This window comes from Microbispora sp. NPDC046973, from assembly GCF_040644495.1.
GTDB lineage: Bacteria > Actinomycetota > Actinomycetes > Streptosporangiales > Streptosporangiaceae > Microbispora.
The window spans coordinates 34,073-52,253 of the sequence record NZ_JBEYWQ010000043.1 but is presented as its reverse complement, the minus strand read 5'-3'; the positions used below and the strand labels follow the sequence as shown (position 1 = coordinate 52,253).

General features: G+C 72.0%; 15 protein-coding genes and 1 pseudogene. 6 read left to right on the top strand and 10 right to left on the bottom strand.

All coding sequences use genetic code 11. The annotated features are described in order from the left end of the window. Both ABZ860_RS39495 and ABZ860_RS39490 read left to right on the top strand, forming a co-directional pair. Window positions 1–115 (top strand): annotated as a pseudogene (locus tag ABZ860_RS39495) (DNA-binding response regulator); the annotation flags it as partial. Window positions 116–218: 103 nt separating this feature from the next. Then, entirely contained in the window at window positions 219–650 is a 432-nt protein-coding gene (locus ABZ860_RS39490; protein ID WP_357230744.1) for a hypothetical protein, read from the top strand. Here ABZ860_RS39490 and ABZ860_RS39485 read toward each other — a convergent pair whose 3' ends face one another. From ABZ860_RS39485 to ABZ860_RS39470, 4 genes are all read right to left on the bottom strand, one after another. Continuing rightward, entirely contained in the window at window positions 651–2,363 is a 1,713-nt protein-coding gene (locus ABZ860_RS39485; RefSeq protein WP_357230741.1) for a GAF domain-containing protein, read from the bottom strand. It abuts the gene before it with no gap. Between the two features lie 55 nt (window positions 2,364–2,418). After that, window positions 2,419–3,030 (bottom strand): hypothetical protein, encoded by a 612-nt coding sequence (locus ABZ860_RS39480; protein WP_357230738.1) that lies wholly within the window; start codon window positions 3,028–3,030, stop codon window positions 2,419–2,421. 130 nt (window positions 3,031–3,160) lie between these two features. Then, on the bottom strand, window positions 3,161–4,150 hold the full coding sequence (locus ABZ860_RS39475) for a hypothetical protein (protein ID WP_357230735.1): 990 nt from the start codon (window positions 4,148–4,150) through the stop codon (window positions 3,161–3,163). Window positions 4,151–4,181: 31 nt separating this feature from the next. Further along, complete coding sequence (locus ABZ860_RS39470; protein WP_357230732.1) at window positions 4,182–4,841, bottom strand: CBS domain-containing protein; 660 nt, start codon at window positions 4,839–4,841, stop codon at window positions 4,182–4,184. A 233-nt stretch (window positions 4,842–5,074) separates the two neighbouring features. Here ABZ860_RS39470 and ABZ860_RS39465 point away from each other — a divergent pair, with 233 nt between their 5' ends. Then, window positions 5,075–5,776 (top strand): CBS domain-containing protein, encoded by a 702-nt coding sequence (locus tag ABZ860_RS39465; RefSeq protein WP_357230729.1) that lies wholly within the window; start codon window positions 5,075–5,077, stop codon window positions 5,774–5,776. 15 nt (window positions 5,777–5,791) lie between these two features. Here the strand turns inward: ABZ860_RS39465 and ABZ860_RS39460 are convergent, their stop codons facing one another. Together ABZ860_RS39460 and ABZ860_RS39455 are read right to left on the bottom strand one after the other, a co-directional pair. Then, the gene (locus ABZ860_RS39460; protein WP_357230726.1) at window positions 5,792–7,852 is read right to left on the bottom strand and encodes a DUF222 domain-containing protein; all 2,061 of its coding nucleotides are present in this window, start codon (window positions 7,850–7,852) and stop codon (window positions 5,792–5,794) included. A 373-nt stretch (window positions 7,853–8,225) separates the two neighbouring features. Continuing rightward, window positions 8,226–8,468: a hypothetical protein gene (locus ABZ860_RS39455; protein WP_357230723.1), complete on the bottom strand. Its 243-nt coding sequence runs from the start codon at window positions 8,466–8,468 to the stop codon at window positions 8,226–8,228. A 434-nt stretch (window positions 8,469–8,902) separates the two neighbouring features. Here ABZ860_RS39455 and ABZ860_RS39450 point away from each other — a divergent pair, with 434 nt between their 5' ends. After that, window positions 8,903–9,688, top strand: coding sequence for a PRC-barrel domain-containing protein (locus tag ABZ860_RS39450; protein ID WP_357230720.1), 786 nt, complete (start codon window positions 8,903–8,905; stop codon window positions 9,686–9,688). A gap of 120 nt (window positions 9,689–9,808) precedes the next feature. On the opposite strand, the gene ABZ860_RS39445 is transcribed toward ABZ860_RS39450, so the two are convergent. From ABZ860_RS39445 to ABZ860_RS39430, 4 genes are all read right to left on the bottom strand, one after another. Continuing rightward, window positions 9,809–10,321, bottom strand: coding sequence for an FxsA family protein (locus ABZ860_RS39445; protein ID WP_357230717.1), 513 nt, complete (start codon window positions 10,319–10,321; stop codon window positions 9,809–9,811). A 65-nt stretch (window positions 10,322–10,386) separates the two neighbouring features. Beyond that, window positions 10,387–11,130, bottom strand: a complete 744-nt coding sequence (locus ABZ860_RS39440; RefSeq protein WP_357230714.1) for a polyprenol monophosphomannose synthase — start codon at window positions 11,128–11,130, stop codon at window positions 10,387–10,389. After that, a complete protein-coding gene (gene lnt / locus ABZ860_RS39435) occupies window positions 11,130–12,686 on the bottom strand; it encodes an apolipoprotein N-acyltransferase (RefSeq protein WP_357230712.1) in 1,557 nt (518 codons plus the stop codon). Before lnt ends, ABZ860_RS39440 begins: the two co-directional genes overlap by 1 nt. 466 nt (window positions 12,687–13,152) lie before the next feature. Then, on the bottom strand, window positions 13,153–15,447 hold the full coding sequence (locus tag ABZ860_RS39430; RefSeq protein WP_357230709.1) for a PhoH family protein: 2,295 nt from the start codon (window positions 15,445–15,447) through the stop codon (window positions 13,153–13,155). Between the two features lie 164 nt (window positions 15,448–15,611). Here ABZ860_RS39430 and ABZ860_RS39425 point away from each other — a divergent pair, with 164 nt between their 5' ends. Together ABZ860_RS39425 and ABZ860_RS39420 are read left to right on the top strand one after the other, a co-directional pair. Continuing rightward, window positions 15,612–16,829, top strand: coding sequence for an ROK family transcriptional regulator (locus ABZ860_RS39425; protein WP_357230706.1), 1,218 nt, complete (start codon window positions 15,612–15,614; stop codon window positions 16,827–16,829). A gap of 13 nt (window positions 16,830–16,842) precedes the next feature. Then, window positions 16,843–18,180 (top strand): ABC transporter substrate-binding protein, encoded by a 1,338-nt coding sequence (locus ABZ860_RS39420; RefSeq protein WP_357230703.1) that lies wholly within the window; start codon window positions 16,843–16,845, stop codon window positions 18,178–18,180. The last annotated feature ends 1 nt before the right edge of the window (window position 18,181 follow it).

Genomic DNA, 18,181 nt, shown 5'->3' with positions numbered 1-18,181 from the left:
GACGGTCAAGAACTACGTGTCCAACCTGCTGAGCAAGCTCGACATGCAGCGCCGCACCCAGGCCGCCGCGCTCGCCGCCCGCCTCAAGGCCGGGCGACGCGCCGGGACAGGGTAATCATCCGTGCCGGAGTTCCCCAGGACGCCGACGGGACCCCAGCGATACGGGCATATGGCCTATGTCGCTTATATCCACTGGCGCATGGGCAGGTGGTTGCCAGGTGTCTCGTCACTGCGCGGACGTCTTCAGAACCGATCTCGTCACGGCGGTGCGGCGGCTTGCGGTGGCCGCGCTCGTCGTCTCGCTGGCCGGCCTCGCCGCCTCGCAATCGGCGGACGCGGCCTCCGCTCCGCTGCGCCGCAAACCGCACGCGGCCGCGGCCGCTGCGAAGGCGGCGGCCCAAGCGAAGGCGAAGGCCAGACCGAGACCCGGCCCGCGCGGTTACCAGATGGCCCGAGGCGGGCGGACCAGCGCCAGGCAGTACAGGTCGGGCCGCGGCAGGCACATCCAGAACCTCAACGGCGTCTACACACCCTCGCTCCTGAGCGGCCCCCAGTCGACCGCCGTCACGTCCGCCGGGAAGATCACCAGCCAGGGCGCCTACTGCGCCCCCGGCAGCCGCTCCTGCAACATCTCGCAGAACATGAGGTGATCAGCTCAGCGGGACGGTCCATTCCAGGCGGGCGCCGCCGGCGTCGGGAGTGGTGAGGGTGAGGGCGCCGCCGAGTCGTTCGGCGCGGTCGGCGAGGTTGCGCAGGCCGCTGCGGCGGCCTTGGGCCGGGATGCCGACGCCGTTGTCCTCGACTGCGAGGGTGAGGCGCCCGTCTGCGGCGTGGACGGCGACGTCGGCGCGGCTGGCCTTGGCGTGGCGGACGAGGTTCGACAGGGCCTCGCGCAGGACGGCGAGCAGGTGTTCGGCGATCTCGGCGGGCACGTCGTTGTCGAGCCGGCCCTCCAGGCTCAGGCCGGGCATGAAGCCCAGGTGCCCGCGGGCGCCTTCGACCAGGTCGACGATCTGGGCGCGCAGGCTGGGCGAGGCGTCCTCGCGAGGGGTCTGCAGGGCGAAGATGGTCGAGCGGATCTGCCGGATGGTGGTGTCCAGCTCGTCGATGGCGCTCTGCAGGCGGGAGGACGCCTCGGGGCGTTCGACCAGGCGTACGGCGCTCATGAGGGTCATGGCGACGGCGAACAGGCGTTGGATGACGACGTCGTGCAGGTCCTTGGCGATGCGGTCGCGGTCTTCCAGCAGGCCGAGCCGTTCGGCGTCCCTGCGGGTCTCGGCCAGTTCCAGGGCGACGGCCGCCTGTCCGGCGAAGGCGTGCAGCGTGCGCAGTTCCGACTGGCTGAACGGCATCCGTCCCGAGCGTTTGACCAGGGCCAGCACCCCGCGTACGGCGCCGGCCGCGCCCAGCGGCACGGCCGCCACCGGCCCCGGGTCCAGGCCGCCGGCGAGGCGGACGTCCCCGCCGACGGGGTCGTCCAGCATGAGCGGCTCGCCACTCAGGTATGCTCGGCCCGACAGCGAGCCCTCGATCGGCACGTCGCCGTCTTCAAGCGCGCCGTCTTCCCGCGCACCGTCCTCCAGTGCACCGTCCTCCAGTGCTATCTGCAGGGTGTCGCCGCCCTTGCGCGGCAGCAGGATCGCCACCGCGTCGGCGTCGGCCATCTCGCGGGCGCGCCGGGCGATCAGCGTGAGGACCTCCTGCGGCTCGCCGCCCGACAACAGCCGGGTGGTGATGTCCGAGGACGCCTGCAGCCAGGTCTCCCGCCGGCGGCTCTCCTCATACAGCCGGGCGTTCTCGATCGCCACACCGGCGGCGGTGGCCAAGGCGACCACGATCGCCTCGTCGTCCTCGTCGAAGTTCCCCCCACCCCGCTTCTCGGTCAGATAGAGATTGCCGAACACCTCCTCACGCACCCGCACCGGCACCCCCAGAAAGCTGCCCATCGGCGGGTGGCCGGGCGGGAAACCATACGACTCGGGATGCCCGGAGATGTCGGCCAGCCGCAGCGTCTGCGGCTCCTTGATCAGCAGACCGAGCAGGCCCAGCCCGTGCGGCCAGTGCTCGATCCTGGCGATCTCCTCCTCGCTCAGCCCCACCGGAACGAACTGGACGAGCGTGTTCTCCTCCCCGATCACGCCCATCGCCCCATAGGTCGCGTCCACCAGCGTCGTGGCCGTGGCCACGATGCGCCGCAGCACCGTCTCCAGATCGAGGTCGCTGCCGATCGAGACGACCGCCTCCAGCAACGCGTGCACCCGATCCCGGGTGGCCAGCACCGCCTCCAGACGCGACTGCAACTCCGCCAGCAGATCGTCCAACCGCATGCTGGGAATCAGCGACCGGGGCTCGTTCTCCGTCATAGTGCAGAAGTCTGGCAGCCTGGGGGGCCGGTGGGCACGGGGGACCTGCGTGCGCTCAGATGTGGTGGCGGCGCCACCTCTGGTCGGCCGCCGCCCAGGCGGCCTCCCATTCGCGATAGCGCCTGCGGTCCAGCCAGTGGCGCCCGAGCGCGAAGCAGGCCCAGGTTAGGACGGCGGCGCTCGCGACGACGCCGACGGCGGCCAGTCCCGCCCTCGTCACCGTCTCGGCCCGCTGCGGCGGCGGCGCCGCCGGCCGGCCCGACGCGTCCACCCACAGCCGCGCGTTCGCCGGGCCGTCCCGCAGGAGAAGCGCCGCCGGGACCATGCCCTCCCGGACCTCGCCTGACGGCAGCGTCCACCGCGCCGGGCTCACCGCGGGCAGGCCGCGGCCGCCGGCCGGGACGGCGGAGCCCTCCTCCACCGAGGTGGCCTCCACCAGGGTGGCCTCGACCAGCTGCCGTGCCCCCGGTCCGACCCGCTCGGCCGCGACACCGCCGTCGTACACCGCGCGAGCGGCCAGCGCCGCGGGCCACGCCGCGAGCAGGACGGCGGCCAGCGCCGCCGCCGCGAGCGCCGCCTCGATCCGGTCGGAACGGCGGCGCAGCGGGTTGCGATCGGGCCGGTAGCGGCGTAACCACGACACGACCCAGCGGGCGACCGACCTCATGGCGCACCTCCTGTCAGGCCACAGGAGGTCCCACTTCCCCGGACGGGCCCGTCCACGCCCGCCCCGAGAGCCGGGCGGTCAGGTGTCGACGGCGGCGCGAGCGGGGAAGACCGCCGGGGACTGCGCTGAATCAGTCCATCACGTCGGACGCGGCGCGGCGGACGCTCTCGCTCTCGTCGATGACGAACCCCATGCGCATGATCATCTGCGGCGCCTCTCCCGAGCACAGGTGCCTGCGGATGAACTCCCGCAACTCCGGCATCTCCAGCGCCTGGGTGTGAAAGGCGACGCTCAGGCCGTACGCGGAGGCGTGCAGCAGCGTCCGCTGCAGCGCCTCGCCCGCGCGCAGCCAGTCCTCCCAGCCGTCGCCCGCGGTGGTGAGCAGCGCCACGAGGCCCGTCGAGGCGGACACCCGCTCGTCCGGAGCCATCCCCCACTCGTGGCCCCGGCCGTAGTCCCGCTGCGCGAAGTGCTGGGGCTGCGTACGCCGGGGATCGGTCGGATAAGCGGCCGCGGGCACGCCGTCGCGGCGTGAGCTGCCGGGCGGCCGGGCCCAGCGCATGAGTTCGAGGACGAACAACCGGTTCTGCGACTGCACGTCCTGCGCCGCGCCGGTGAGCGCGGCGAGCACCCGCGCGGCGGCCTCCGATCCGATCGGCATCAGGTGGCCGTCCTCCGCCGCCGCCTCCGCCACCAGCGCCTCGACCAGGCGGTCGGGCACCGGCAGAGCGGTGAACCCGGACCGGTGGGTGCGGCGGCGCTCGATCTCGGCGTGCAGCAGGCGGGTGTGCTCGCCCGGCTCGCGCCCCGGCCGCACGCGTACGGTGGCCAGCAGCAGCGGGCGCTCCGGGTCGGGGAAGCGCCGCACCTGAGGCTCGTAGCCGAGGGCCTGCAGGGTGATCCGCACGTTGAACAGCGCCGCGCCGCAACTGACCGTCATCTGCCGGCCGGTGGGGTCGGAGACCCGCAGCTTCCTGTCGGGGTCGGCGCGCAGGCAGATCTCATCGCCCGAGACGCCGAACGACCAGGGCTGGGTGTTGTGGATCGAGGGCGCCCACAGGGCCGCCTCCACCGCCGTCCTCGCGGCCTGCACGATCCCTTCAGCGGTCCGAGTGTTCACGGTCTCCTCCCCTGCGGCTCCTGGGGCTCGGTCACAGCAACGGCGGGGCGATCAGCAGGTCGTCCACGAGAAAGGCGAGGTCGGCGTCCACCTCGACGACGCCCTCGACCCGGCGTACGGCGTGCAGCAGTGGCTTGACGTCCGACCTGCGGGGCACCTGTCCGTGGATCGCGACCACGCCGCCGGAGACGCTGATCCGGATGTCGTCGGGGCCGAGGTTCAGCCGGGCGGCGATCTCCTCGATGTCGGCCAGGATGTCCTCCGACGGGCGGACGAACACACGCAGCAGATCCCCCTGGTGGACCGTGCCCACGATGCGTCCGGTCATGGCGTCGATCACGGGCAGCTGCTTGATGCGGTTGCGGTGCATCAGGCGGGCCGCGTCCCGCACGGACGTGCCGCCGGTGACCGTGATCGCGGGGCGCGTCATGATCTGGCCGGCCTTCGTGCCCGCCGCCTTCCGGTGCTCCTCGCGCCTGCGGGGACCGTCGAGCACGCTCTCGCCCGGATCGATCTCCTTCAGCAGGATGTCGTCCTCGGACACCACCCCGACCGGGCGCCGGTCGGCGTCGATCACCGTGACCGCGCCCACCTTGAACCGCTGCATGGTGGCGACAAGGTCTGCGAACGACGCGTCCATAGGCACCGCGATGGCGACCTTGCCCATGACATCCTTCACTTTCGCCGTCATGTCGACGCCTCCCATCTCTCAGTGCCCAGCGTGCCTCGCCGCGTCTTCCGAGGTCAGCGGTGAAGGTCCTGACCGCCCGGGACTTTCGGCCACCCATCGCGCCGCCGGGGCAGGGCATGGCGAAGGGCCCCGCCGTCAGGGTCGTCCGTCCCTTCGCATCCGGCCCGTACGGCGGTGCGATGGAACTGGGAATGGAAGAAACGGAAGAAAGACGCCCCGGAAGGGAGTCGATCATGCACATGAAGGTGCGGGACGTCATGACGAGCGAGGTCGCCTCCGTCAACGGCAGCACGCCCTTCAGGGACGTGGCCGAGGTGCTCATCGCGCACGAGGTCAGCGCGGTGCCCGTCGTCGACGGCGAGGGCCACGTCGTCGGCGTGGTCTCCGAGGCCGACCTGCTGCGCAAGGAGGAGTTCCGTGAGCAGTTCTACCGCGAGGGCTATCGGCCGCCGCTGCGTGCCCGCCTGCGCGAGGCCATGGGCCACGGGGCCGCCAGGACCCAGGAGCGGGCCCGTGGGGTGACCGCCGCCGAACTCATGTCCGCCCCCGCCGTCACCACCCGCCCGTACACCAGCGTGGTCAGCGCGGCGCGGCAGATGAGCCAGCACGGTGTCAAACGCCTGCCCGTCGTGGACGACGAGGGCGTGCTCGTGGGCATCATCAGCCGCCACGACCTGCTCAAGGTCCTCGCCCGTGCGGACGCCGACATCGCCCGTGAGGTACGCGAGGACATCATCGAGAACTGTCTGTGGGCCGACCTGTCGGGCGTCGAGGTGTCGGTGTCGGAAGGCGTCGTGACGCTCACGGGCGCCCTGGAGCGCCGCTCGCAGGCGCGGGTGCTCACACGCATGATCGAGCGGACCAACGGCGTGATCGGGGTCGTCGACCGCCTGGAGTGGAAGGAGGACGACGTCGGCCCCTGGGAAGGGGCCTGATCCCGAGGCCCGGCCTCATGTTCCCGGTTCATGTCGGGGGCTCCGGGCTCTGGTGTGCGCCGGGTGGTAGGTGAAGGCCCAGCGGTCGGTGCCTACCTTGCGGCGGGTGTAGCGGTCGGGGTGGCGGTAGCGGTCGCGGTTGTGGAACTGGCAGGCGGGGCCGAGCAGTTTCAGGTCGGTGAGGCCGCCGGTGCTCCAGTTGTCGGCGTGGTCGATCTGGCACATCGTTGCCGGCAGGGGGCAGCCGTCGATCCAGCAGGTGGCGTAGCGGGCGAACACGGCCCTGCGTTGGGCGGGGGTGGCCAGGCGGACCTTGCGGCCCATGTCCAGCACCTGCCCGCCGGCGTCCATCACCAGGCGCACCAGGGTGCTGGTGCGGGCGAGGCGGTGCACGCTGGTGACCGGCAGCGTCTGCCCGGTCGCCAGCAACAGCCCCGGCGCCGTCCCCAGCGATACCCCTGGCGACGCACCCGGCAACACACCAGGTGACGCTCCCGGCAACACACCAGGTGACGCTCCCTGCGCCCTTCCCGGCGCCATTCCCGATGGCCTCCCCTGTGTTGTCGTCGGTGGCGTCCCCCGCTCCGATCTCGGGACGCCCCGCTCCGATCCCAGTGCGCCGGACGCCGTTCCCGACGGCCTCCTCGGCACGCCCGGCGTCGGCCTCGGCGGCGTCTCAGGCATTCGGCCCCACCATCGGGCCCCGCCGCCGCCTTCACACGCGCCCTGGCCATCCGCCGCGTCCTGCTGAGCCCGGCCCTGCTGATCGCCACCCGGCTCCTGGCACTGCTCACAGTGCACGTCGGCGTGGTCCTCAAGCGTGCCCTGCCCATGCCGGCACTCCCCCGCAGGCCGATGCCCGGCGTGGGCGTGATGCGCAGAGGCGTCCTCGGGAGGAGGATCCGGCTGCGCTGCGGAAGGGGGTGCTGTGGGCGGGGGTGCGCTACCACCCCATGCAGGCCATGCTGCTGGGCTCGGGTGCGTTGCTCCAGGATGGGCCGCAGCACGGTCGCAGTCCCCGCCCTTGGCGTGCCCGGTGTCGTCGCCCTCCGCACCGTCATCGCCCTCGGCAGAGGCGGCGCTCTCGGCAGCGTCAGTGCCCGCCACGCCGTCGACGCCTCCGGCATCGCGGGAGGCGCGGTCGCCGGTGTTTTCGGCCTCGCCAGGGGCGTCAGCGCTTCCGGCCTCGCCCCGGACAGCGGCCTCGAAGCGGTCGGCGGCAGGGTCGGTGCCGGCGGCGGGAGGGGCGGCTTCGGGGTGGTCGGTGGGTTGGTGGTCGGTGGGCTGGGGGTCGGTGGGGAGGGATTCGGCGGTGACCAGGACCAGCAGCTCGGTGGCGATCTTCTCCTCCAGCAGCGCGATGAACGCATCCGCGTTACGCACGCTCGGCGGGCGGTCATCACCCTCCGCCCGCGGCTTGGCGTAGGCGTCCAGCAGGGCCCGCAGCCGGGCGGCGGCCTCACGCGGCAGACAGAACTCCCCCTCCAGCCCGCCGCCCCGGGTCGGGCGGACCCGCAAGAACCGCCGCGCGTAGTCGGCCTGCTCATCGCGGTCTTCCCCGTCGGGGTCGAGCACCGCCCGCAGGTAGCGGCCGGCTTTGGCCACCTCCGCCGCACCCGCCTTGCCCGCCAGCTCCAGCAAGATCGGCTCAGCCAGGGCAGCCTGCTCATCGCTCAACTGGGCGGCGGCCATGCAGATCGCCTCCACCACCCCCGCCGCCAACCCCCCGGCGGCGAACCTCTCCCGCACCCGCGGCAGACGGGCCAGTTCCACGCCCAGGGTGAGCAGGCGGCCCGCCCCTGCCACGGTCATCCCCCCGGCCGTGCGCAGCCAACTACGGGTCGAGGCATGCCCATGCTCCTTGGCCCGCCCCGCACCATGCACCCGCCCCACCCGACCAGCAAGAGCACACGTGATCCGATCCCGGACGAACATCAACTCCTCAGCCTCAGCAAGGCACACGTCCACGTCCTCAGGCAAAGGTGCCAGCGCCAACTCCTGCGCCGACTCACGCAAACCACCCACCAACACCCACGACGACCGCACTCGGCGATCACCCGCACCGGCGGCATCCATGCCCGGGCTTTCAGCTCCCCCGGCACCAGCGCTGCCGCCACCGGCGAAGGCACCGGCATGCGGGGTCGCAGATGAACGGCGTCCGGCAGCGGTATTTGGACGCAGTCGCATTTGCCCGAGGAGGCAATTCCACCTATGCGCGACGCGAGGATCCTGACCCGGATCACCGAAAAGTCCCCGAACGTGCTCGCTGCCAGAAGACGCACTTCCAGAGGACCAGAGGGGCGATCGGGAAGTCAGCCGCTCCCACCAATCCTCATCGGAAATATTCGAACGACCGAGGCTGCCAGGATCAGCGAGCGGAAACTCCATGACACCTCCTCGCGCTCATTCGAAAACCTGTATGAATTCTTTCACGCGCCGCTCACCCTCCTCAAGCGCGGATGCGAAATTGAATGGAGTCACAGGCGCAAAGACAATTCGCGGCATAAATCCGTTTCACACCCGGCTCGCCGTCCTCACCCGCCCCCGCGCTCCGCACGGCGACGCACCTGGTGCGGCGGGCACTGTCCATGGCGTCAGCCAGGAACTCCCGTACGGCCAGCGCCCCGGCCAGCGCGAGCACGGCGATCGCGTCGACGCCGAACCGGCCCGCGCGCAGCCAGAGATCATCCACCAGCTTGCGGGGACGAGAGCGACGCCGGTGCCGGCGGCCCAGACGGCGTCGCCCAGGCCGAGAAGGCGCAGCACTCCCCCGATGACCAGCGCCGCGACCGTGGCGGCGGGCAACAGGGCGGGCATCAGGGCCGGTGAAAGAGCGGGCAACACGGTTCGCCTCACTCGTTCAGCCTCCACCCCGCCTCACGAGGAGACAGGGCCGGTCGGTCCCGCCGTGGCAGGCCGAAGGGGCCCTGCCCCGTCCGGGCCAATACGACGAATTTCCGCAGCGACGGTGAACGCCGAGACCCGGCCTTCACCTGGGACGATGCCGGATGCCCCGGCGTAGCCGTCCGGGCACGGCAGAGGCGAATTCCGGAAAAGGTGGTTTCCGTCCTCGCATCGGCGGTAGCCCAGTAAGGGACCGACCAAGCGAGAGACAAGGAGAAGCACGTGATCACTCACGAGCAGATCCCGATGGTGCTCGACAACCCGGTCCACGACCTCAACGGCGACAAGATCGGCGAGGTCGCGCAGGTCTTCCTCGACGATGCGACGGGACGGCCGAAGTGGCTCTGCGTCAAGACGGGACTTCTCCACACCAAGGAGACCTTCGTCCCGCTGCACGACGCGAACCTGACGGCCGGCCATGTCGAGGTCCCGTATGACAAGGAGCACGTCAAGAGCGCGCCCGACGTGGACCTGGACGCCGACGGGCACCTGTCCGCCGAGCAGGAGCGTGAGCTCTATCGTCACTACGACATGGACTGGGACGCCGCCTGGGAACGCGCCAACCGGCCCGACAGCCTCACCGGCTGGGCCGACAGCGGAGGGCGGCGCGAGCGCGAACGGCTGGGGCTCGGCGCCGACGACCCCGGCGACTACACGGGCGACGCGGACTACGCCGTGACCCACGGTGGGGAGCGGTACGGCACCGACGACCCGGCGCTCGGCTCCAGGGACCGGCTGGACGCCGAGATCCCCGGTACGCGCCCGGGTGAGCCGATGGCGTGGCGGGACCCCGAGACGCGGTCTGGGGAACTGTTCGGCCAGGGCGACCCCGCGCGCACGTCGAGCGAGCCGTATGGCACCGAAGACCCTGCGGCCCGGTCACAGGAGCGGTTCGGCACCGGCGATCCGCTGACGGGCGCCGGCGACCGGTTCGTCACCGACCCGGACGCCCGTGATCGGGACATCCGTCGCCGGGACATCCCCGACTCGGACGAGCCGCACCTGTAACCGGAAAAACCTGGAAAGAACCCGGAAAGGATCCGGAAGAACCCGGAAACCAGCCCCGTTGCCCCGGTGTGCCTCCGCCGCCGGGGCAACGGCATGCCCTACCGCGCTTACAGTCGTCTTTCAGTCGTCGTCGACGACCTCGCCGTGCACCACGCGGCGCCGGCCCGCTCCGGCGGGCCCGCCGGAGCCACCCGCCTCGTCAAACCCCCCGGTCCGCTCGAACAGGGGCGCGTACGGCGAGCGGGCGGCGAGCGACCGGACGCGGCGGCCGAGGAACCACGACAGCCAGCGCCGGGCGATCGGCCGGGTGAACGGCAGGATCATGAAGAACCCGAACACGTCGGTCAGGAAGCCGGGGGTGAGCAGGAGTGCGCCACCGGCGACGATCAGCGCACCGTCGGCGAGTTCCCGGTCGGGCATGCGTCCCGACTCGATGGCCGAGCGCAGCGCCGCCCACGCCCGCCGCCCTTCGCGGCGCACCAGCCAGGCGCCGAGGATGCTGTCGGCGATGAGCAGGGCGACCGTCTCCCACCCGCCGATCACGGACCCCACCCGGATCAGAACCCAGATCTCCAGGACGGGAACCACGAGGAACCCGAGGAACAACCCGATCCGCACCATGTCCTGCCCCACTCACCCCGGCACTCGTACGTCTGCGTCAACGTCCCCGCGGCCGCTGGGGTTCCTGTGGATCGCGCCTATCGCCTCGGGCGAAACCGCTCGCCTAACCCGGCGACCCCCCAGATGGCCACGCGCCAGAAGGCCTCGAAGATGATCTTCCGGCTCATCTTGCTGCTGCCCACGGTGCGCTCGACGAACGTGATCGGCATCTCGGTCACCCGCAGGCCCTGCCGTACGGTGCGGAGCGTGAGGTCCACCTGGAAGCAGTAGCCCTGCGACTCGACGTCGTCCAGCCCGATCTTCTCCAGCGTGGCCGCGCGGTAGGCACGGAAGCCCGCCGTCGCGTCGCGCACCGGGATGCCGAGCACCAGCCGGACGTAGGTGTTGGCCCCCCGGGACAGCAGCTCGCGTGAGAACGGCCAGTTGACGGTCTTGCCGCCGGGCATCCATCGCGAGCCGATCGCCAGGTCGGCGCCGTCGGTCACCGCGTCGAGCAGCTTGTGTAGCTCCTCGGGCTGGTGGGAGCCGTCGGCGTCCATCTCCACCAGCACGTCGTAGCCCTCGGCCAGGCCCCACCGGAATCCGGCGATGTAGGCGGCGCCCAACCCCTGCTTGCTCGTCCTGTGCAGGACGTGCACGTGGTCGTCCGCCTCGGCCAGCTCGTCGGCGATCCGGCCGGTGCCGTCGGGGCTGTTGTCGTCGGCCACGAGGAGGTGCACGTCGGGCAGCGCCTCACGCAGCCGCCGCGTGATCAACGGGAGGTTCTCCCTCTCGTTGTACGTGGGGACGATCACGAGCACCCGGCCCGGGGTCCGCTCCATCAGGTTTTCCTCCGCCCAGAGATGGCCGCCACCGTCGCTCCGGCCCCCATGAGTATCATGATCCACTCCGGCAGCGCACCTACCTCCGCCGCCACCGTGTTCTTCGTCCTGACGGGGACGTCCAGGACGTTCATCCCCGCCACCAGTTCGCCGGTACGCCAGCCGACCCGGCCGTCGGGGCCGACGTACGCGGAGATGCCCGTGGTCGCCGCGGTGACCACGGCCCGGTTGAACTCCACCGCGCGCAGCTGCGACATCGCGAGCTGCTGCGGCGGCAGGTTGGTGAGCGCGTAGCTGGCGTTGTTGGTCTGCACCACCAGCGGCGTCCCTCCGGCCAGCACGGTGTCGCGCACCGTGCTGTCGAACGCCACCTCGTAGCACTCCACGCTGCCGATCGTCACCGGCCCGATGCGCAGCGCTCCCGGCTTGTCGCCGGGGACCGACTGCCGGCCGACGAGCTGCGCCCGCGACGACAGCGCCAGGAACAGCTCCTTCATCGGGGTGTACTCGCCGAACGGCACCAGCCGCCGCTTGTCGTAGTACGCGCCGGGGCCGGTGACCGGGTCCCAGACCACGCCGCGGGTGGCCCGGTTCTCCGTGCCGATCTTGACGACCGCGCCGACGAGGATCGGCACGCCGATGTCCTTGGCGGCGGAGTCGATCACCTGCCGGGCGTACGCGCTGGAGTAGGGATCGATGTCGGTGGAGTTCTCCGGCCACACCACGATGTCGGGCCGCTGGAATTTCCCCGCCCGCACGGCCTCGGCCATCCGGTGCGTCTCGTCCGCGTGGTTGCGCAGCACGACGGCGGGCTCGTCGCCGAGGAAGTACATCCCCCGCCCAGGGACGTTGCCCTGGATGACACCGATCCGCACTGTCCTGCCCTCGTCGCCGGGCCGGGGCACGACGAGCCCCAGCACCGGTACGGCTATCGCGGCGAGGAGCGTTCCGGCAACCACCCGGTCGGGCCGCCATCTCGGCGAACGCCGTGTGACCAGCGCGGCGAGCAGGGCCCCCGTGAGGGCGACCGTGAAACTTACAAGCGGGGCGCCGCCCAGCGCGGCGAAGCCGGTGTACGGCGACTCGCCCTGGCTGAAGGCCAGCCGCGCCCAGGGGAAGCCCCCGACGGGGAACAGCCCCCGGGCCCACTCCTGCGCGACCCACAGGCAGGCCACCCACAGCGGCCACAGGCGCAGCCGCATGACGAGGACGGCCACACAGGCCAGCGCGGCCCAGAACAGGCTCTCGACGCCCGACAGGGCCAGCCAGGCGTCGTCCCCGATCGGGCGGACCCAGGCCAGCGTCGGCAGGAGGAACGCCAGCCCCCCGGCGTACCCGATCCACGCCGCCCGGCGCGGCCGGGTGCCGCGCAACGCGAGGGCGAGCAGCGCCACGCCCACCGGCGCGCAGAACCACCATCCGATGGGCGGGAAGGCGAGGTAGAGCACCAGGCCGCCAGCGACGGAGCCGGCGAGGCGGATCAGCGCGCCCGGCACCCGCGGCCTCGGCGCCGCGTCGGCGGCCGGCGCCGCCTCCTGTGCCGTCTCCAGTGCCACGGAACAGTCTCTCCTCGCGTGTCGATGGTCCTGACGCCAAAAATCATTCCAGGTCAGGGTCGCAGACGGCGGCGCAGGCCGCCAAACCGGCCTCAGCCACTGTACGGCGGCGAGGGGCGGATGGAGGAGGAGAGAGGAAGGGAAGAAGGCCCGGGCGGCCCTTCGGACCGGTTCCGTCCCGTCGGCGGCGGGCGCGGAGCTCCGTTGTCTACTGGGTGCCCGGGCCCCTCCTGGGTCCAACCCCCCGGCCGGATGGGGTGCCCCGCCTCGGCGGGACGCCGCCCTGCGCCTGGTGTGCTGACGGGGTCACGCTCCGTCATCGACGCAGAGGTCGGCGGCGCCATAGAGCGGCCAACCGGTCAGTCCCGTGCTGGACTGCGCAGCAAACTACCGACCTCAGCGCAGATGTCAACCGCGTCCCGATCAGCGGAAATACCACATTTCCGCAGGTAGGAGCGGTGCCCGTTCAGCGCCGTTCCAGACCGTTCAGGACCTTGGGGAGTTCCTCCACGTGGACGACGCCGAGGCGGCTCGTGGCCCTGGTCAGGGCGACGTAGAGATCGCTCGGGCCGCGCGGCGACTCGCGCAGGATGCGGCCGGGCTCGACCACGATCACCGAGTCGAACTCCAGCCCCTTGGCCTCGGTCACCGACAGCACCGCCACGGGCGCGTCCAGCGCGGCCGGCCCGGGCCCGGTGGCCGCGTCGGGCACGGCGGCCCGGACGATCGTCCCGATCTCCTCGGTCATCCCCGCCGGGGCGATGACCACGAGGCGGCCCTCCCCGACGACCTCCGCCGCGACCACGGGCCCCGCCTCGGCGAGGGCGGCGACCCGCAGGGCCCACGGCCGCTCGCCCGTCTCCCGCACCGACTCCGGCGCCTTCAGGTCGGGGCCGACCAGATCGAGCACGCGGGCCGCGACCTCCATCAGCTCGGCGGGGGTGCGGTAGTTGACGGTGAGGTGCTCCTCGCGCCAGCGGCCCGCGACGTACGGATCGAGGACCCGGGCCCAGCTCGCCGCGCCCGCGGCCGACCCGGTCTGCGCGATGTCGCCCACGATCGTCATCGACCGGCCGGGGATGCGCCGCATGACCATCCGCCAGGCCATCTCGGACAGCTCCTGGGCCTCGTCCACGATCACGTGGCCGAAGGCCCACGTGCGGTCCCTGGCGGCCCGCTCGGCCGTGGTGAGGTAGGTCTCCTCGGCCTGCTGCCGTTCGGCGAAGCGCTCGGCGTCCATGATGTCGGCCAGGCCGGTCAGCTCCAGAACCTCGCGGGCGTAGGCGATGCGCTCCTCGCGCTCCTGCTCGGCCCGGCGCGCCGCCCGCAGCACCCCCTCGTCGATGTCCCCCAGCAGCTCGGCGGCCTCGTCGAGCAGCGGCACGTCGGCCGCGCTCCACCAGCTCTCCCCCGGCTTCTCCCCCGCTCTGGGCGGCTCGCGCAGCAGCAGGTCGCGCTCCGGCGCGCCCAGCCCGGCCGCCGCCATCCGGTCGCGGTCGGTGAACAGGCCGATCAGCAGCTGCTGCGGCGTGAGGTAGGGCCACAGCCGGTTGAGGGCCACCCGCACCGGCTCCTCGGTGCGCAGGTCCTCGCGCAGGTCGGCGAAGTCGGCGTCGTCGAGGGCGCCGCGGCCCAGGTGCCGGGCCGCCTGCCGGGTGAGCACGGTCAGCAGGTGCCGGACGAAGACGGCCCTGGCCTGGTTGTGCGGGCGGCGGGACCGGCCGGCCTTCGACCTGGCCGCCTCGAGCGTCTGCCGGTCGAGCTTCAGCGTGAACTTGTCGAGCTTGATCTCCACGGGCGTGCGCGGCATCCGCTGGCGCTCCCGTACGGCTCGCGCGATCACGTCGGCCATCGCGATCCGGCCCTTGACCGCGGCGGCCTCGGGCGAGTCCTCCCGGATCGCGGTGACACCCGGGTACAGCTCGCCCACGGTGGACAGCAGCACGTCGGTCTCGCCGAGAGACGGCAGCACCTGCTCGATGTAGCGCATGAAGGTCGGGTTGGGCCCGAGGATCAGCACGCCCCGGCGTTCCAGCCGCTCCCGGTAGGTGTACAGCAGGTAGGCCGCGCGGTGCAGGGCCACCACGGTCTTGCCGGTGCCCGGGCCGCCCTGGACGACGAGCACGCCGTTCAGGTCGCTTCGGATGATCTTGTCCTGCTCGGCCTGGATCGTGGCCACGATGTCGCGCATGCGGCCGGTGCGCTTCTCGCCGAGTGCGGCCAGCAGCGCCGCCTCGCCATTCAGCGAGGCCCGGTCGGCGTCGGTGAGGCCGTCGAGGTCGAGCAGGTCGTCGTCGATCGCGGTGACCCTGCGGCCCCGCGTGTGCAGGTGACGCCGCCGGGTGACGCCCATCGGGGCGGCCGGGGTGGCCCGGTAGAACGGCTGCGCCACCGGGGCCCGCCAGTCGATCAGCAGCCGGTGCTGGTCGTCGTCCGCCAGGCCGATGCGGCCGATGTACAGCCGGTTCGCGTCCGCCCGGCTCTCTTCGGCCGGGCTCTCTTCGGCCGGGCCCTCTTTCGCAAGGTCCAGCCGCCCGAAGCACAGGCCGTTCTCCACCGCCCACAGGCGGGCCAGGCGCTGGGTGTACATGACGGCGAAGTTGTCGCGCTCCGAGCGGTTCTGGTGGGTGCCGAAGGCCCCCTGGGCCAGCACGGCGTCGAGCTGCCCGCGCGTGCGCTCCCGCAGCACGTCGAGGCGCTCGTACAGCGCGGCGACGTACTTCTGCTCCCGGGCCAGCTCGCCCGTCGAAGACTCTGGCATAGGCCGCCAGATTCTACGTGCCGTCCCGCGCTTCTCCCGCATCGGGCACGGCGCGGTCACAGCTGGATCTCGGCGCGGATCACGCTCTTGACGGCGTCCGGGGCCGTTCGTACGGTCGCACCAAAAGTTAGGAAACTTTCCTAACCGGCTCTGTGGGAGAACGTATGACCCGGCCCATCGCGGGGACGCCGAGCCTGCTGCGCGCGATCAACGACCGCGCCGCGCTGATGGTTCTGCTCGAACGCGGCCCGCTGACCCGGCCAGAGCTGGGGGCGCTCACCGGCCTGTCCAAGCCGACCGCCTCCCAGTTGCTGGCCCGTCTCCAGGAGGCCGGCCTGGTCGTCCTGGACGGCATCCGCGAGGGCCTTCCGGGCCGTACGGCCGAGCTGTACCGGATCAACCCCGGCGCCGCGCACGTGGCGGCGCTGGACGTCACGCCGGCGCGGATCGCCGCGGCGGTGGCGGACGTCACCGGCGCGGTCGTCGCCGAGCACCGGCTGGCCACCCCCGGGCGCACCGGCGGCGACGTGGTGGAGCGGGTCCGGGCCACGCTCGCGGGGGCGTGCGGCCCGGCCGGGCTCGACCCGACGGAGCTGAGCCGGGTGGTCGTCGGCATCGGCGGCGCCGTCGACCCCTCGACGGGCAGGCTCGGCTACGCCGCACACATCCCGGGCTGGCACATCCCCGACCTGATCGGGACCCTTCGCGACGGGATCGGCGTGCCGATCGACGTGGAGAACGACGTCAACCTCGTCGCCCAGGCCGAACGGTCCAGAGGCAGCGCCCGGGGCCACCAGGACTACGTGCTGCTGTGGGCCGACGAGGGCATCGGCGCGGCCCTCGTCATCGGCGGCCGCCTCCATCGCGGGGCGACCGGCGGCGCGGGCGAGGTCGGTTACATGCCCGTGGTCGGCGCCCCCACCGCGCGGGACGTCGGCAGGCGGGCCAACCACGGATTTCAGGCGCTGTCGGGCGGCCCGGCCGTGCTCGGCCTCCTGCGGGCGCACGGCGTGCGCGGCTCCACGCCGAGCGGCGCCGTCCGCGCCGCGGTCGCCGTGGCCGGACGCGGCGGCCCGGACGGCGAGAGCGCGCGCGAGGCCCTCCGCGACCTCGCCGGCCGCCTCGCGATGGGGCTGGCCGCGATCACGGCCGTGGTCGACCCCGAGATCGTCGTGCTGTCCGGCGGCGTGCTGCTGGCGGGCGGCGAGCTCCTGCGGGAGACGGTCGAGCGGGAGCTGCACGCGCTCACCATCCCCCGGCCCCGCGTGCTGCTGTCCACCCTCGAGGGCAACCCGGTCCTCGCCGGGGCCCTCGACCTCGCGCTCGGCGCCGTACGCGAGGAGCTGTTCGGCGCCGTGAGCAAATCCCCTTCTATGCGCTAGGGAGGCACCCCCCATGAAACGCCTTCTGGTCCTGTCCGCCGCACTGTCCGCCACGGCCGGCCTGGCCGCGCTCACCGCCTGTACGGCCGGCACCGAGAGCGGGCCCCCCAAGGTGGCCCGGAGCGGGGCGAGCCACGAGCCGGTCACCATCGAGTTCTGGCACGGCTTCAGCGCAGACAACGAGCTCAAGGCCTTCGACGAGACCCTGACCGGGTTCCGGAAGAAGTTCCCCTGGATCACGGTCAAGCCGACCAAGGCCATCCAGGACAGCCAGATCCTCCAGTCCGTGCGCGGCGGCAACCCGCCCGACGTGGCCCTGTCGTTCACCACCGACAGCGTCGCCGAGTTCTGCAAGGCCGGGATCTTCCAGGACCTCAACCCCTACCTGAAGGCGAGCGGCATCGACCCGGCGTCGCTGTTCCCGAAGGTGATCGCCGAATACACGCAGTATCAGGGCAAGCGCTGCGTGATGCCCATGCTCGCCGACGCGTACGGCCTCTACTACAACAAGACGCTCATGAAGGGCCACGAGCCGCCGAAGACGATGAGCGAGCTGGCCGACCTCGCCAAGAAGCTGACGGTCAAGGACGACAAGGGCGACATCAAGGTCGCCGGGTTCGTCCCGACCAGCCAGATGTACGAGAACGCCCCCATCCACACCGGCGTGATGGTCGGGGCGAAGTGGACCAACCCCGACGGCACGTCGGCCATCGGCTCCGACCCTCAGTGGAAGACGCTGATGACCTGGCAGAAGGACCTCACCGACTGGTACGGCTACGACAAGCTCGAGAAGTTCCGCAAGAGCTTCGGCGACGAGTGGTCGGCCGAGAACCCGTTCACCACCGGCAAGGTCGCCATGGCCATCGACGGCGAGTGGCGCACCGCCATGCTCGCCGCCGACGCCCCCGACCTCGACTACGGCACCGCGCCGCTGCCGGTGGCCGACGACCAGGCCCAGCGGTACGGCGCGGGCTACATCACCGGCACCGTCATCGGCATCCCGCGCGGCGCCAAGCACCCGGAGGCCGCCTGGGAGCTGGTGAAATACCTCACCACCGACACCGGCACGCTGGTGACGCTGTCGAACGCGATCAGGAACGTGCCGAGCACGCTGCCCGCGCTCCAGTCGCCGGACCTCAAGAAGGACCCGAACTTCCAGACCTTCCTCGACGTCTTCGCCAACCCGAACAGCACAACGCTGCCCGCCCACGTCAACTCCGTCTTCAACCAGCAGACGCTGCAGGAGGCGCAGATCAAGTGGGAGTCGGGCCGCGCGTCCGACCTGGACGCGCTGCTCGCCGAGGTCGACAAGAAGATCGACGAGAAGCTCAAGCTGACGGCGGGCGGCTGAG

Excerpts from the sequence above, each read along its gene's own strand:
- ABZ860_RS39485 (WP_357230741.1), bottom strand. The coding sequence starts at position 2,363 with ATGACGGAGAACGAGCCCCGGTCGCTGATTCCCAGCATGCGGTTGGAC.
- ABZ860_RS39480 (WP_357230738.1), bottom strand. The coding sequence starts at position 3,030 with ATGAGGTCGGTCGCCCGCTGGGTCGTGTCGTGGTTACGCCGCTACCGG.
- ABZ860_RS39470 (WP_357230732.1), bottom strand. The coding sequence starts at position 4,841 with ATGACGGCGAAAGTGAAGGATGTCATGGGCAAGGTCGCCATCGCGGTG.
- ABZ860_RS39465 (WP_357230729.1), top strand. The coding sequence starts at position 5,075 with ATGCACATGAAGGTGCGGGACGTCATGACGAGCGAGGTCGCCTCCGTC.
- ABZ860_RS39460 (WP_357230726.1), bottom strand. The coding sequence starts at position 7,852 with ATGGATGCCGCCGGTGCGGGTGATCGCCGAGTGCGGTCGTCGTGGGTG.
- ABZ860_RS39440 (WP_357230714.1), bottom strand. The coding sequence starts at position 11,130 with ATGGAGCGGACCCCGGGCCGGGTGCTCGTGATCGTCCCCACGTACAAC.
- ABZ860_RS39430 (WP_357230709.1), bottom strand. The coding sequence starts at position 15,447 with ATGCCAGAGTCTTCGACGGGCGAGCTGGCCCGGGAGCAGAAGTACGTC.
- ABZ860_RS39425 (WP_357230706.1), top strand. The coding sequence starts at position 15,612 with ATGACCCGGCCCATCGCGGGGACGCCGAGCCTGCTGCGCGCGATCAAC.
- ABZ860_RS39420 (WP_357230703.1), top strand. The coding sequence starts at position 16,843 with ATGAAACGCCTTCTGGTCCTGTCCGCCGCACTGTCCGCCACGGCCGGC.